The 15,383-nt window shown below is 66.1% G+C and carries 10 protein-coding genes; 4 read left to right on the top strand and 6 right to left on the bottom strand.

What is annotated here, in order from left to right:
- Positions 1 to 91 precede the first annotated feature (91 nt).
- Together BJF92_RS07485 and cysG are read left to right on the top strand one after the other, a co-directional pair.
- Positions 92 to 2,746 (top strand): nitrate reductase, encoded by a 2,655-nt coding sequence (locus tag BJF92_RS07485; RefSeq protein WP_075634134.1) that lies wholly within the window; start codon positions 92 to 94, stop codon positions 2,744 to 2,746.
- A complete protein-coding gene (gene cysG, locus BJF92_RS07480; protein ID WP_075634133.1) occupies positions 2,718 to 4,235 on the top strand; it encodes a siroheme synthase CysG in 1,518 nt (505 codons plus the stop codon). The genes BJF92_RS07485 and cysG overlap by 29 nt, the downstream gene beginning before the upstream one ends.
- On the opposite strand, the gene BJF92_RS07475 is transcribed toward cysG, so the two are convergent.
- The 4 genes from BJF92_RS07475 to BJF92_RS07460 form a co-directional block, all read right to left on the bottom strand.
- Positions 4,236 to 6,116, bottom strand: a complete 1,881-nt coding sequence (locus BJF92_RS07475; RefSeq protein ID WP_425356458.1) for a methyl-accepting chemotaxis protein — start codon at positions 6,114 to 6,116, stop codon at positions 4,236 to 4,238. It abuts the gene before it with no gap.
- Positions 6,117 to 6,246: 130 nt separating this feature from the next.
- Positions 6,247 to 8,565, bottom strand: coding sequence for an FdhF/YdeP family oxidoreductase (locus tag BJF92_RS07470; protein WP_075634131.1), 2,319 nt, complete (start codon positions 8,563 to 8,565; stop codon positions 6,247 to 6,249).
- A gap of 138 nt (positions 8,566 to 8,703) precedes the next feature.
- On the bottom strand, positions 8,704 to 9,210 hold the full coding sequence (locus BJF92_RS07465) for a pyridoxamine 5'-phosphate oxidase family protein (protein WP_075634130.1): 507 nt from the start codon (positions 9,208 to 9,210) through the stop codon (positions 8,704 to 8,706).
- A 39-nt stretch (positions 9,211 to 9,249) separates the two neighbouring features.
- Positions 9,250 to 9,810: a type 1 glutamine amidotransferase domain-containing protein gene (locus BJF92_RS07460; protein ID WP_075634129.1), complete on the bottom strand. Its 561-nt coding sequence runs from the start codon at positions 9,808 to 9,810 to the stop codon at positions 9,250 to 9,252.
- Positions 9,811 to 9,972: 162 nt separating this feature from the next.
- Here BJF92_RS07460 and BJF92_RS07455 point away from each other — a divergent pair, with 162 nt between their 5' ends.
- Together BJF92_RS07455 and BJF92_RS07450 are read left to right on the top strand one after the other, a co-directional pair.
- Positions 9,973 to 11,214, top strand: a complete 1,242-nt coding sequence (locus tag BJF92_RS07455) for a putative DNA modification/repair radical SAM protein (protein WP_075634128.1) — start codon at positions 9,973 to 9,975, stop codon at positions 11,212 to 11,214.
- Between the two features lie 59 nt (positions 11,215 to 11,273).
- Complete coding sequence (locus BJF92_RS07450) at positions 11,274 to 12,803, top strand: UdgX family uracil-DNA binding protein (protein WP_425356457.1); 1,530 nt, start codon at positions 11,274 to 11,276, stop codon at positions 12,801 to 12,803.
- A gap of 162 nt (positions 12,804 to 12,965) precedes the next feature.
- On the opposite strand, the gene BJF92_RS07445 is transcribed toward BJF92_RS07450, so the two are convergent.
- Both BJF92_RS07445 and BJF92_RS07440 read right to left on the bottom strand, forming a co-directional pair.
- Entirely contained in the window at positions 12,966 to 13,835 is an 870-nt protein-coding gene (locus BJF92_RS07445; protein ID WP_075634127.1) for an ornithine carbamoyltransferase, read from the bottom strand.
- Positions 13,836 to 13,843: 8 nt separating this feature from the next.
- The gene (locus tag BJF92_RS07440; RefSeq protein WP_075634126.1) at positions 13,844 to 15,307 is read right to left on the bottom strand and encodes an NAD-dependent succinate-semialdehyde dehydrogenase; all 1,464 of its coding nucleotides are present in this window, start codon (positions 15,305 to 15,307) and stop codon (positions 13,844 to 13,846) included.
- Positions 15,308 to 15,383 lie beyond the last annotated feature (76 nt).

Raw genomic sequence — 15,383 nt, 5'->3', positions numbered from 1 at the left:
TTTAATGCGTATTTAAATACGCATTTCCGGCCTCTTCAGCAAGCCCATCCTGTTCCATCCGCGATTCCCGTCTGCCGGAGAAAGCCCCGTCATGGCCGTTGAAACCAAGACCACCTGCCCCTATTGCGGCACCGGCTGCGGCGTCATCGCCCGGCGCGAGGGCGACGGGCAGGTGTCCGTGAAGGGGGATCCCGACCATCCCGCCAATTTCGGCCGGCTCTGTTCCAAGGGCTCGGCGCTGGGCGAGACCGTCGATCTCGAGGGCCGGCTGCTGCATCCCGAGATCGGGGGGCGGCAGGCCTCCTGGGAGGCGGCGCTCGATCTCGTCGCCGAACGCTTCGGCGCGGCGGTGGCCGAACATGGGCCCGATGCGGTCGCCTTCTATGTCTCGGGCCAGTGCCTGACCGAGGATTACTATGTCGCCAACAAGCTGATGAAGGGCTTCATCGGCTCGGCCAATATCGACACCAATTCACGGCTCTGCATGTCCTCCTCGGTCGCCGGCCATCGCCGCGCCTTCGGATCGGATACGGTGCCGGGGACTTACGAAGACCTGGAACTCGCCGATCTCGTGGTGCTGACCGGCTCCAACCTCGCCTGGTGCCATCCGGTGCTCTATCAGCGCCTGGCCGCCGCCAAGGCCGCACGGCCTGACATGAAGGTGGTGGTGATCGACCCGCGCCGCACCATGACCTGCGAGATTGCCGATCTGCATCTGCCCATCCGCGCCGATGGCGATGTGGCCTTGTTCATGGGACTGCTGGCCCATCTCGCCAGAAGCCCGGCGCTCGACCGTGCCTATATCGCCGCCCACACGCGCGGCTTCCACGCAGCGCTGGCCGAGGCCGAGGCGCTTGACGATGCCACGCTTCAGGCGCTGACCGGACTGACGCCGGCGGAGATCGAAACCTTCTTCCGCCTCTTCGCCGGCACGACAAAGGTCGTCACCTGCTACAGCCAGGGCGTCAACCAGTCAACCTCGGGCACGGACAAGGTCAATGCCATCCTCAATTGCCACCTGGCCACGGGCCGCATCGGCCGGCCGGGCATGGGCCCCTTCTCGCTCACCGGCCAGCCCAATGCCATGGGCGGGCGCGAGGTCGGCGGGCTCGCCAACATGCTGGCCGCCCATATGGCGCTCGAAGAGCCCGAACACCGAGACCGCGTCCGCCGCTTCTGGAAGGCGCCCGTCATTGCCGACCGGCCGGGGCTGAAGGCGGTGGACCTCTTCCGCGCTGCCGCAGACGGCCGGATCAAGGCGCTGTGGATCATGGCGACCAATCCGGTGGTCTCGCTGCCGGAGGCCGATCTGGTGCGTGCCGCGCTCAGCACCTGCCCCTTCGTTGTGGTCTCCGACATGAGCGGGACGACCGACACCGCGCGCGAGGCCGACGTGCTGCTGCCGTCCCTCGGATGGGGCGAGAAGGATGGCACCGTCACCAATTCCGAACGGCGCATCTCCCGCCAGCGCGCCTTCCTCACAGCACCCGGCGAGGCCAGGCCCGACTGGTGGCAGATGGCGGAGGTCGCCCGCCGGCTCGGCCATGGCGCGGCCTTCGCCTATCAGGCGCCCTCCGAGATCTTCGCCGAACATGCCGCGCTCTCGGCCTTCGAGAATGACGGCAGCCGCGATTTCGACATCGGCGCCTTCGCGGATATGTCTAATGAAGCTTACGAGGAACTTCCGCCCTTCCTGTGGCCGCGGCCCGCAAACCGGCAGGGCAAGGAGCGCTTCTTCGCCGATGGCCGCTTCTATCATGGCGATGGCAAGGCCCGTTTCGTCGCCGTTTCCGCGCAGCCGGCCGAGCGCCGCACCGCCGATTTTCCGCTGACGCTCAACACCGGGCGCATCCGCGACCAGTGGCACACGATGACGCGGACCGGAAAGAGCGCCCGCCTCTCCGCCCATATCGCCGAGCCCTTCTGCGAGATCCACCCGCGCGACGCAGCAGCGCTCGGCATCGAGGATGCGCAGCTGGTCACGGTCACGAGCCCGCTCGGCCGGGTGATCCTGCGCGCACTCGTCACCGCGCGGCAGGCGGAAGGAGCACTGTTTGCGCCGATGCACTGGAACGACGCCTATGCCGCCAAGGCGCGGATCGGCGCGCTGATCCCGGGGCTCACCGATCCGCATTCCGGCCAGCCGGCCACAAAGAACGTCGCCGTCAGCGCCGCGCCCTTTGCCGCGGCCGCCTATGGCTTTGCCGTGCTGGCGCAAAAGCCTGGTGACCTCGACTGCGCCTATTGGGCGCTGGGCAAGGCCGAGGCCGGCTGGCGGCTGGAATTCGCGCTGGAAGAGGCGCCGGCAAACTGGGCCGACTGGTGCCGGGCCGCTTTCGGTCTCGATCCGTCGCTGGAACCGATCGGCTATCTCGATGCCACGGGCGGCGATGTGCGCCTCGCCTTCTTCGCCGGCGAAAGGCTGGTGGCGGCGGTCTATCTCGCACGCGGTCCGGTGGCCGCCGCCCGTGGCTTCGCGCTGGCCCAGCTCGGCCAGAGCCATGGCGATCTCAAGGCCCGGCTTGGCGTGATTGCCGGGCGGCCGGATGCCGGGCGGGTCGATGCGGGTGCCATCGTCTGCAGCTGCTTTTCCGTCGGCATCAACCAGATCACCGCCGCCATCCGCCAGGGCGCGCAAAGCGTCGAGGCGATCGGCGCCTGCCTGAATGCCGGAACCAATTGCGGCTCCTGCCGTGCCGAGATCAAGGGGATCCTCCATGCCTGTCACGCCGCTGCCGCAGAGTGAAACCGCCAGCGCCGAGGGACGGCGCGCCCGCATGGCCCCGCTCGCCAAGCTGCCCGTCTTCGTTGGTCTGGAAGGACGGCGGGTGGTGATGGCGGGCGGCAGCGATGGCGCGGCCTGGAAGGCCGAGCTTCTCCTCGCCTGCGGCGCCGAGGTTCATCTCTACTGTCCCGCTGAGGCCCTTGATGAGACCATGGCGCACCTGATCGCCGAGGAAAGCGCCGGGCCGGGGCGTCTCGTCCACCATGCCCATCCCTGGCATGTCGGCCTGTTTTCCGGCGCGGCCCTGGCGCTTGCCGATTGCGAGACGCGGGAGGAGGCGCAGGCTTTCTTCTGTGCCGCGCGGGCGGCCGGCGTGCCGGTCAATGTCATCGACAAACCGGATTTCTGCAGCTTCCAGTTCGGCTCGATCGTCAACCGTTCGCCCGTCGTGGTCTCGATCTCCACCGATGGCGCCGCGCCGATCCTGGCCCAGGCGATCCGCCGGCGAATCGAGACCCTGCTGCCGCCGGGCCTGACGCGCTGGGGCGAGGCCGCGCGCAGCCTTCGCGAAAGGGTGGCCGAGCGGCTGCAGCCGGGGCCGGCGCGCCGGCGCTTTTGGGAGCGCTTTGTCGATCGGGCGCTCTCCACCGAGCCGGGCTCGCGCGAGGAGGCCGTGGCAAAGCTTTTGGGCGATCTCGATGCGACGGCGATCGAGGCACCCGCCGGCCGCGTGACGCTGGTCGGCGCCGGGCCGGGCGATGCCGAACTGCTGACGCTCAAAGCCATGCGGGCGCTGCAGTCGGCCGATGTGATCCTGTTCGACGATCTCGTCTCCGCCGAGGTGCTGGAGCTTGCGCGAAGGGAGGCCAAGCGCATGCTGGTGGGCAAGCGCGGCGGGCGGGAAAGCTGCAGGCAGGAAGATATCAACGATCTGATGGTGCGCTTCGCCAAGGACGGCAAGCATGTGGTGCGGCTGAAGTCAGGCGATCCCATGATCTTCGGCCGCGCCGGCGAGGAAATCGCGCGGCTGCGCGGCGAGGGCATCGCCGTGGAGGTGGTGCCGGGGATCACAGCGGCGAGCGCCATGGCGGCGCGCTTCACCGTGTCGCTGACGCATCGCGACCATGCCCAGTCCGTACGCTTCGTCACCGGCCACTCGCGTAAAGGCGCCCTGCCGGACACGCTCGACTGGCAGGGGCTGGCCGATCCGCGCACCAGCACAGTCTATTACATGGGCGGGCGCACGGCCGGCGGCATTGCCGAAAAGCTGGCCGCCTTTGGCCTGCCGCCGACGACGCCGGCCGTGATCATGAGCGCGGTGACGCGGGACAAGGAGCAGCGCTGGGCCGGCCGGCTCGCCGATATGCCAGCGGCCATGCAGGCGATCGGCGTGGACGAGCCGGTGCTGATCGGCATCGGCGCGGCCTTTGCCGAGGCAGCCTGCCTGCCCCTGCCCGAGGCTCTGCCTGTCATGAAAGAGCACCCCGCGCCGGCGCGGCGTTTGGCCTGATCAGAACTCTTCCCAATTGGCTTCCTGCGCCACGGCTGCGGCGCCGCCGGCGGAAGATAGGCGGCGGGGCGGCGGGGCGGGTCGCGGCCTTTCGACGGTCGCCGGTCGCGCGGATTGCGCGGGCGCGGATCGGGCGGGCGCAGACCGGCTGGCCGGGAGGCCCGCGGGCGGCGCTCCATGTGAACCCAACCGGCTGGAGGGCGCACGCATCCGCGCGGCCGTCTCCGCCAGCGTGGCCGATGCCGTGCCGCCGGTGCGGAACTGGCCGATCTGGTGGAACAGGCCGCTCGCCTCCTCGGCCAGATCGCGGCTTGCCGCATTCGACTGCTTGACCAAGGCGGCATTCTGCTGCGTGCCGTGATCGAGCGTATTGACGGCCTCGTTGATCTCGCCCAGCGACTCGCGCTGCTCGCGCGCCGCCTCCACCACGGCCGCGACGTTGCCGTTGATATCCTTCACCTGCGCCGCAATCTGGTCGAGCGCCGCGCCGGCCTCGCCCACCAGCGCGACACCGCTGGCCACATGCTCGCCCGATGTCTGGATCAGCCGCTTGATTTCCTTGGCCGCCTCGGCCGAGCGCTGCGCCAGGGCGCGGACCTCCTGCGCCACCACCGCAAAACCCTTGCCGAGATCGCCGGCACGGGCCGCCTCGACGCCGGCGTTGAGTGCGAGAAGGTTGGTCTGGAAGGCAATCTCGTCGATCACGCCGATGATGTTGGAAATTTCGCGCGAGGAGGTTTCGATCTGCCCCATCGCCGCGATCGCCCGGCGCACGACGATGCCGGACCCCTCGGCGTAACCGCGCGTCTCCTCTACCATCCGGCCGGCCTCCTCGGCCTGTCGTGTGGCATCCGCCATGCTGCGGGTGATGGCCGAAAGCGCAAAGGCGGTCTTCTCCACCGAGCTGGCCTGATGATCGTTGCGCTCGGCCAGATCGTCGGCCGCCACACGGATCTGTTCGGCGCTGGCGGCAATGGCCTGGGCATTGTCGCCCACCGCACCCATGGTCTCGCTCAGCCGGCCGATCGCCTCGTTGAAATCAAGGCGCAGGCTTTCCAGCTGCGGCGTGAAGTCCCGGTCGAGGCGCTGGGTCAGATCGCCTTGCGACAGGAGGCGCAGGGCGGTGCGCAGCATTTCGACATTTTTCACGCGCGGGGTGACATCCGTGGCGAATTTCACCACCTTGATCACCCGGCCGCTCAGGTCGAAGATCGGATTGTAGGAAGCCTGGATGAACACTTCACGGCCGCCTTTGCCCACCCGCCGGACCTCGCGCGCGACGAACTCGCCAGCCCTCAGCGCCTCCCAGAACAGGCGGTACTCGGCGCTGCCCACCTGCTCGGGATCGCAGAAAATGGAATGATGCCGGCCGACGATCTCCGTCAGCTCATAGCCTAGCGTCTGCAGGAAGTTTTCGTTGGCGGTCAGCACCTCGCCCTGCGGCGTGAACTCGATCACGGCCTGCGCACGCGAGATCGCCGTCAGCTTGCCGGCATCCTCGGCGGATTTCAGCGTCCGCGCGGTGATGTCGGTCGCGCATTTGATGATGCTGACCGGACGGCCGCCCTGCAGGACAGGGCTGTAGGACGCTTCGATCCAGATCTCGCGTCCGCCCTTGCCCAGGCGGCGATACTGACCCCGGTCGAACTCCCCGCGCTTCAGCTTGGCCCAGAAGGCGGCATAGGCCTGGGAAGCCGCATCCTGCGCCTCGACGAAGATGCGATGATGCTTGCCGCGGATCTCGTCCAGCTGATAGCCCATGGTCTCCAGGAAGCCCTGGTTGGCATCGAGGATATAGCCGTCCAGCGAGAATTCGATGACGGCATAGGAACGGGCGATCGCGTCGAGCTTCGCCTGCGATTTCGACGTGAAGAATGCCACCATGAACTCCGGCCTGTGACTGCGCATTCGCCAGATCTAGCGATGCGGGGTTAGGGCCGGCTTAATTAATTGTGTCGAAGCCGGCTTTCTTCCCATATTTCTCATATGCGATCAAAGGTTGCAGTTCCAGTTACGATGGCGAGTTCTGCTTGACGATCCTGACCGGAACGGACTTCGCCGCCGGCACCTTGCTGCGCTCGGCATGCTGCCAGAGCGGGATCAGCGGATTGCATTCCGGATAGTAGCCGCCGCAGCAGCCCGGGGGAATATCGTAAGCGGTCACGCGCAGATCTGCGACGCGGCGCACCACGCCATCGTCCACGGCCGTCTCCAGCGTCACGCGCTCGCCCTCGGCAAGGCCGAACCGGTCCATGTCGCGCGCATTAAGGAACAGCACCTTGCGCGTGCCATCCACGCCCCGGAAGCGGTCGGTATATTCGTAGATGGTCGTGTTGAACTGACCGTTCGAGCGCAGCGTCATCAGCCGGAGCACATCGGGCGCATCCTCCGCGAAGCTCGCCGAAAGCGCTGAGGGCACCTTGAAATTGGCCTTGCCGGTCTCCGTGTCGAAACGGCGTTCGCGCGCGGCTATTGGTTTCTCAAAGCCGCCCGGAGTCCACATCCGCTTGTTGAAATCGGTGAAGATCGTGGGATAGGTCGCCTCGATCGCGTCACGGATGCGGGCATAATCCGCGACCCAGCCATCCCAGGGCACGTTCGAATTGGCAGGCAGCGTCGCCTTGGCAATCCCGGCAACGATGCGCGGTTCGGACAGGAGATGCTCGCTCGCCGGGGCGTGGAAGCCCTTGGAGCCATGGATGCAGGAGGTGCTGTCCTCGATGCTCACCGCCTGCGACCCGCTCTCCTGCCGGTCGATCTCGGTTCGGGCCAGACAGGGCAGGAGATAGGCGACCTCGCCATTGATGAGATGGCTGCGGTTGAGCTTGGTGGCGATCTGCACCGTCAGCCGCATGCGCGGCCAAGCCGCCTCCATCGCCTCCGTTTCCGGCACGGCGCGCAGGAAATTGCCGCCGAGCCCGACAAAGGCGCGGATGCGCCCGGCGATGATCGCCTCGCAGGCATCGACCGTGGTCAGCCCATCCTCGCGCGGCGGTTCGAAGCCATATTGCTCGGCCAGCCGGTCAAGCGGCACCAGCTTGGTCTTTTCCGAGATGCCGACGGTGCGCTGGCCCTGAACATTGGAATGGCCGCGCACCGGACAGACGCCCGTGCCGGGACGGCCGATATTGCCGCGCAGAAACAGGAAATTGGTCAGCATCTGGATGGTTTCGACGCCGCGCTTATGCTGTGTCAGGCCCATGCCATAGATGCCGATCACCGCCTTGGCCTTGACGTAAACCTCGGCCGCACTTTCCAGCGCCGCGCGGGTCAGACCGGATTCGCGCTCGATCGCCTCCCAGGGCGTGGCATCGATGAAGGCGCGGAACGCCTCGAAGCCATGGCAGTGCTCGCGGATGAAGGCGCGGTCCAGCACGCCACCGGCGGTTCTTTCCATGGCGTCGCCATCGATCGCCAACACCGCCTTGCAGAGGCCGGCAAGCGCGGCAATGTCGCCGCCGGCCTTGACCTGGTGATACTGGCTGGAAATCTTCGTCTCGTGACGCGTCACCATCTCCACCGGGCTCTGCGGATTGGTGAAGCGCTCCAGCCCGCGCTCGCGCAGGGGGTTGAAGGTGACGATGCGCGCACCGCGCCGCACCGCTTCCTGCAGCGGATGAAGCAGGCGCGGGGAATTGACGCCCGGATTCTGTCCAAAGAAGAACAGTGCATCCGCCTGATCGAAATCCGGCAGGCGAACAGTTCCCACGGGCACGCCGATCACCTCCGGCAGGGCGACGGAGGTGGATTCATGGCACATGTTGGAGCTGTCGGGCAGGTTGTTGTTGCCGTAGAGCCGGGCAAACAGCGCATACATATAGGAGGTTTCGAGCGAGGCGCGGCCGGAGGCGTAGAAGATCGCCGTCTTCGGGTCCTGCGCGCGGATGGCCTGAAGCTCGCGCCCGATCTCGGCAAAGGCTTCGTCCCAGCTTACGGGTAAATAACGGTCGCTTTCCCGGTCGTAGCGCATCGGCTCGGTCAGCCGGCCGGTCATTTCCAGCTCGTAATCGTCGAAGGTCTTCAGTTCCGCAAGCGTATGCTGGGCGAAGAAATCCGGCGTTGCCCGGTCGGAAGTCAGCTCCCAAAAGGTGGCCTTGGCGCCGTTCTCGCAGAATTCCGCCGGATGCGGATCGGCGGGCTTGGCCCAGGCGCAGCTGACACAGGCAAAGCCATGCGGCTTGTTCTGCTGGACAAGCCCCGGCAGCACGCTGGCCGGACGCTTGGCCCGCTTGGCCTGCCGCATCAGCGAGGTCACGGAACCCCAGCCTCCGGCTGGGCCGGTATAGGGTTCGATCTCCGGGCCAGGTTCCTTGCTCGGGGGCTGCGTCATGGCGGACATTCCTTGATCGGCAGAAAAGGACGGAAGGGAAGACGAACGCATTGCGCGTGACCGCACGGCAAAACCCGGCCGCCGTTCATCCATTGCAGGATGTCTGGCGAACCGGGATTCGGTCATTCCTGTGAGGTTTTAGTGAGGCAGGGTCAGCTGGGTATGCACGCCGACATCCGGCTCCGAATTGGTGAGGTTCGCCTTGGCAATTTCCCAGCCGAAGCGCACCGAGCTGCCGGTCGAGGCCCAGATCGACACATCCTCGACCCTCAGACGCAGCATGGTCAAAAGCGGATCGTCCTTGCCGCTCTCGTCGTACCAGGCAGCCACCAGCGGCGACCAGAACTTGTCCACTTTCTCGCGCGACAGCTCCTCATCGATTGGGCCGGCGAGGCAGGCGTGATAATCATGATCCTTGCCGACCACGCAGAAATGGGCGCGGTCGCCGGTGCGCACCGCCTGGACCAGATCCGTATCCGCCTTGGTATAGAACCAGATCGAATTGGTTTCCTTTTCCAGGAAGGGCGCCATGGGCTGCATGTGTTGGTGTGAATCCTCCACGCCCAGCATGCCGGCGTGGATGTTCTCCACCACATCCCAAAGCTGCTGCAGCGGATCATTGCGGGTCTTGGCCAGATCTACCATCGTGTCGGTCCTTTCATCTGCAGGCAAAATCGGCGTGGCTCAGGCGGCGCGGCGGTCGTGACGGCCTTCCTCGACCTCTTCGACAATCTTGTCGACGAAGGCGTCGAGATCATCCGGCTTGCGCGAGGTGATGATGCCTTGGTCGGTCACGACGGGTGCGTCTTCCCACAGGCCGCCGGCATTCTTCACGTCGGTCTTGATGGAGGGGAAGGAGGTAACCTTGCGGCCCTTGAGCGCATCGGCCTCGACCAGCAGCCAGGGGCCATGGCAGATGGCGGCGACGACCTTGCCGGACGCCACGAAATCACGGACGACTTTCACGGCGGTCTCATCCTTGCGCAGCGTATCGGGGTTGATCTGGCCGCCGGGCAGCACCAGCGCGTCGAACTCGTCAATCTTCACATTCTTGGCTTCGAGATCGACATCGACGCTGTCGCCCCAGTCCTTCTCGTCCCAGCTCTTGATCGAGCCGGACTGGATCGAGGCGATCTTCACCTCAGCGCCGCGCTCCCGCAGCTTTTCCAGAGGCACGCGCAGCTCGGAACGTTCATAGCCATCGGTGGCGAGAATGAGGATCTTGGAAGCATTGATGGAGGGCATGGTCAGTCCTTTCTCAAATCGTTTTCGCGAGGGGTCGAGCCGTTAACGAGAGCCCAGACAATTCGTTCCCGAGAAAGCGACGAGCGCCAGAGTGTCGCACAGCGCTGACGCGCGACACCTTTGCCTTGACGATGCACCGACAAGAACATAAGATGAACAATTATGAAGAAGTCGCTGAATGAACGGCTGGCGATCCTGTCGGACGCCGCGAAGTACGATGCGTCCTGCGCCTCCAGCGGGACGGCAAAGCGGCATGCAGGCGGGCCCAACGGGGCCGGCGGACTGGGCTCCACCGAGGGTTCGGGCATCTGCCACGCCTATGCGCCCGATGGCCGGTGCATATCGCTTCTGAAGATCCTGATGACCAATTTCTGCATCTTCGACTGCGCCTATTGCATCAACCGCTCCTCCAGCAATGTCGAGCGCGCGCGCTTCAGCGTCGAGGAGGTGGTCTGGCTGACGCTGGAATTCTACCGCCGCAACTATATCGAGGGGCTGTTCCTCTCCTCCGGCATCATCCGCTCCTCGGATTACACAATGGAAGAGATGGTGCGCATTGCCCGGGAGCTGCGCACCACCCATTCCTTTCGCGGCTATATCCATCTGAAGACGATCCCCGAGGCCTCGCCGGCGCTGATCGAAGAGGCCGGGCTCTATGCCGACCGCCTGTCGATCAATATCGAGCTGCCGACGGATACGGGCATTGCTGCCTATGCGCCGGAAAAGCGGCCGTCCGAGATCCGCCGCTCCATGGGCAATGTGCGGCTCCTGATCGAGGAGGCGGGCGAGCCCACGCTGAAGACGAAGAGCCGCAAGCGCTTCGCGCCTGCCGGGCAGAGCACGCAGATGATCGTCGGGGCCGATGCCGCCGATGACGGCACGATCCTCTCCACCAGCGCCCGGCTCTATGGCAGCTATGGCCTGCGCCGCGTCTATTACTCCGCCTTCAGCCCGATCCCCGATGCCTCCCGCGCCCTGCCGCTGGTCAAGCCGCCGCTGATGCGCGAGCACCGGCTCTATCAGGCCGACTGGCTCTACCGCTTCTATGGCTTCGAGATGCGCGAGCTTCTGGAGCGGCGGCCCGACGGCATGCTCGATCTCTCGCTCGATCCGAAGCTTGCCTGGGCGCTGGCCCATCGCGAGCGCTTCCCCGTCGACGTCAATACGGCCGACAAGGAGATGCTGCTGCGCGTGCCCGGCTTCGGCACCAAGGCGGTGAAATCGATCCTCTCCGCCCGCCGCCTGCGCCGCCTGGGACTCGATGATCTCGCGCGGCTGCATGTCTCGGTGAAGAAGGTGAAAAGCTTCATCGTCGCCGAGGGCTGGACGCCGCACCGGCTGATCGACCGGCCGGACCTGAAGAGCCTGTTCGAGCCCAAGCCGGAACAATTGTCGCTGCTGTGAGCTTGGCTGCCGACGTATCACATGGAACGGGCGCAGAGGGAGCGAGCAAGGCGGCGCGCATGGCGATGACGAGGATCCGCATCACCCTTGAAGGCGTCGGCGCGCTGGACGAGTGGCGCCAGGCCGCGCGCGGCCTGATTGCGCGGGCCATCCCGCCCGAGGCGGTGGACTGGACGAGCCGGCGGGACGCGACCGATCTCTTTGCCGATAGCAAGGGTCTGAGCGGCAGCGCTCCCCTCTCGACAGTGCAGGCCGCAACCGATGCGCCCAGGCCACAAGAGGCGATGCCCTCCTTCGCGGTGCCGCGCGATTTCATCACGCTGGCCGAGGCCGTCCTCTGCCACAGCGATCCCAGCCGTTTCGACCTGCTCTACCGCCTGCTCTGGCGGCTGCGCGGGCAGCGCGACCTTCTGGCCGATGTCTCCGACCCGGAGGTCGCCAGGGCGCTGGCCCTGGCCAAGTCCGTGCGCCGCGACGCGCACAAGATGACCGCCTTCGTCCGTTTCAAGGAACTTGCCCCCGACGAGACGGGTTCGGACGGCAACAGACGGCGGTTCTTCGCCTGGTTCGAGCCGGACCATTACATCGTTGCCCGCACCGCCCCCTTCTTCGAGCGGCGGTTCAACGACATGGACTGGATCATCGCCACGCCGAAGGGCACGGCCGCCTGGAATGGCGAGCGGCTGAGCGTCACCCATGATTCACATGAAACGGTCCCCCGCCCCAATCTTACCGACGATGCCGACGGGCTGTGGCGGACCTATTTCCGCAACATCTTCAATCCCGCGCGGCTCAAGGTCAAAGCGATGCAGGCGGAGATGCCGAAGAAATACTGGAAGAACCTGCCCGAGGCGGCGCTGATCCCCGAGCTGATCGCCGGCGCGGAAGCGCGGGTGCGGGAGATGGCCGCGCGCGCACCGACCCATCCGCCCGCCTTCCACGCCGGCGCCGGCCGCAAGGCGCGCGAAAACGTGGTCGAGGGCGAGGCCCCGCCCGAGGGCACGATCGAGGCGCTGCGGTCGGCCGCCGCCTCCTGCACCCGCTGCCCGCTCCATTGCAACGCCACCCAGACCGTCTTCGGCGAAGGGCCTGATGACGCCAAAGTGATGGTGGTGGGCGAGCAGCCGGGCGACCAGGAGGATCTCGCCGGCCGGCCGTTCATCGGACCGGCGGGCCGCATGTTCGACAAGATCGCGCACGAGGCGGGGCTCGCGCGCGACGTCCTCTATGTCACCAATGCGGTCAAGCATTTCAAATACGAGCCGCGCGGCAAGCGCCGCCTGCACAAGACACCGAATGCCGGAGAAATCCGTGCATGCCGCTGGTGGCTGACGGGCGAGATCGCCATCGTCAAGCCGAAGCTGATCGTCGCCATGGGCGCGACCGCGCTGACCTCGGTCATGAACCACACGGAGAAACTCGCCGACCATCGCGGCCGCTTCACCGAGCTGGGCGAAGGGCGCACCCTCTACACCACCGTACACCCTTCCTACCTGCTGCGCCTGCCCGACGAGGCAAGGCGCCAGGAAGAGATCGCGCGCTTCCGTGCGGATCTCGCGGCGGTGAAGGAGGCGCAGGCGCGGCTGTGAGCGGTAGGTTTCAGCCACGGCAGCGAGGAGGGGGACGCGTCGTCATCGCCACCCAGTGAAGCGGGAACATCGGGCCGAACATCATGGACATCCTATGCTCTCGGCTCTTTTTCCCGCATCGGATGTTTCCGAAGGCAGCCTCCCAGCCCTCGGTCCGCTTCTCTACCGCTCCTCAAGCACCCATTCGACGAGCGCATTTTGCGCATGCAGAAGAAAGGCCTTCGCCTCCAGGCTTTTGTAAGCAGGATGCAGCAGAGCATCGTCCGAGACTTCCTCTCCGCGTTCGACCGGCGGGCAGGGGAGGAAAACCACGTCGCTCTTTGCGCGGTCTAGCTGGGCTGCCGAGACACGATAGGCCGCCAGATCCGCCGCTTCCCGCTCTTGCGGCCAGGAGTCGGTGAGGATCACATCGGCATCGCGGATCTCGTCCATGTCCTCGCTCACGCGAAAGTTGGCATTGGCCAGCGCGGGATCCCGGACATGCCAGAGGCGCGGATAGACCTGCACCACCTCGATCGGCAGGATCAGGGAGGCCTCGACCCAGGAGCGGAGAATATTGGCATCGGGCGCGATCCCGCAGACCTTCAAACCCTCAAGGCTTCCGCGCTGCTGTTTGATATAGGCAAGGTCGCCGAGGGTCTCGCAGGGGTGATTGCTGCTGGTACGCGCATTGATGATCGGGATAACGGCGGAGGCGGCAAGCGCCTTGAGATTGTACAGCTCCCGCGTGCGGATCACCAGAAGGTCGAACCAGTTTTGAAGATAGCCGGCGAGATCGGCCGTGGCTTCACGCTGGCCGAGATGCACGGGCGCATGGGTGCACAGGCCACCCATCGCCTGAATGCCAAGATCGAAAGCGGTCATGTTGCGCCAGCCGGTATCGTCCGAGATCAAGCCCACCCTTCGGCCCGTCAGGCTCTGCGGCATCCTGCGCTCGGTCCACAGCGTCGCGAGCGTGATCGCCCGGTCGATCAGGTGATCGATGACGGCCGCATCGACAGCGTGAAATTCCAGGAAATCCCTTTTCGGCATGGTGCGCCTCAAATATTCCCCATGCAGAGATATTTCATGTCGAGATACTCCTCCGCCCCGTGGCGAGACCCTTCCCGGCCCATGCCGGATTGCTTGACGCCGCCGAAGGGTGCAGCTTCCGAGGACATGCGTCCGGTATTGATGCCGACCATGCCGTAATCCAGCGCCTCGGCCACGCGCCAGACCTTCTTCAGCTCGGTGGCGTAGAAATAGGCGGCAAGGCCGTATTCGGTTTCATTGGCCATGGCGACCACTTCGGCGGGGTCGTCGAAGCGCAGGATCGGGGCGACGGGGCCGAAGGTCTCCTCGCGCGCCACCCGCATGGCCGGCGTCACCGCGCTCAGGACCGTCGGGGCGTAGAAAGTGCCCTCATCGCCGACCCTCTGTCCGCCCGCCATCAGCCGCGCGCCGTCGGCCAGCGCCTCGTCCACATGGGCTGCCACCTTGTTGAAGGCCGCGCGGTCGATCAGCGGGCCGATCGCCGTGCCGGGATCGAAACCATTACCGACCTTGAGCAGGCGCGTGGCGGCGGCGAAGCGTTCGACGAAGGCGTCATAGACCGGCGCTTCGACGAAGAGGCGATTGGCCGAAACGCAGGTCTGGCCGCCATTGCGGAACTTGGCCTGGATCGCGCCATCGACCGCCGCATCGAGATCGGCATCGGCAAAGACGATGAAGGGCGCGTGGCCGCCGAGTTCCAGGCTCATCTTCTTGATCTGGTCGGCGCATTGGCGCATCAGGTGCCGCCCCACCTCGGTCGAGCCGGTAAAGGAGATCTTGCGCACCTTCGGATGGCTGCAGAGCACGCGGCCCACCGGCTCGCCCTCCGACGACAGGACCAGATTGAACACCCCCTCGGGAAAGCCCGCTTCACGCGCCAGCGCATGCAGGGCCAGCGCCACCAGCGGCGTCTGCTCGGCCGGTTTCAGCACGATGGTGCAGCCCACCGCCAGCGCCGGCGAGACCTTGCGCGCCACCATCGAGGCCGGGAAATTCCAGGGCGTGATCGTGCCGGTGACGCCGACGGGCTGCTTGATCACCAGCATGCGCCGGTCGTTGCCGGGAGCGGGAAAGGTTTCGCCATAGATGCGCTTGGCCTCCTCGGCATACCATTCGACATAGGCCGCGGCATGGGCGACCTCGGAGGCCGATTCGGCGAGCGGCTTGCCCATCTCGGCCGTCAGGATGGCGGCGATATCCTCGGCATGGGCAAGGATCAGCTCGTACCAGCGCCGGAGAATCCGGCTGCGCGCACCCGCCGTCTGCCCGGCCCAGTCCGCTTGCGCGGCCGATGCCTTGGCCACGGCGGCTTCCGCCCCCGCCGCCCCCATATCCGGCAGGGTCGCGAGCAGATCGCCGGTCGCGGGGTCCAGCACATCGAAACTGGAGGCAAAAGGCGGCAGAGCGGCCACCGCCGCCTCGATCAGCGCGGGATGCTTGAGATGGCTGAGCAGCGCCGGGGTGACGAACATGGCAGGGTCTCCAGAAGGCCGGCCGCATCCCTCACGCGCGCCAGGCCCTCGGTCGAAGGGGGAAAAGGGAGCCGAT

It is taken from the genome of Xaviernesmea rhizosphaerae (assembly GCF_001938945.1).
In the GTDB taxonomy this organism is placed as follows: domain Bacteria; phylum Pseudomonadota; class Alphaproteobacteria; order Rhizobiales; family Rhizobiaceae; genus Xaviernesmea; species Xaviernesmea rhizosphaerae.
The sequence above is the reverse complement of the archived record's forward strand: the minus strand, read 5'-3'. Positions and strand labels throughout refer to the sequence as shown.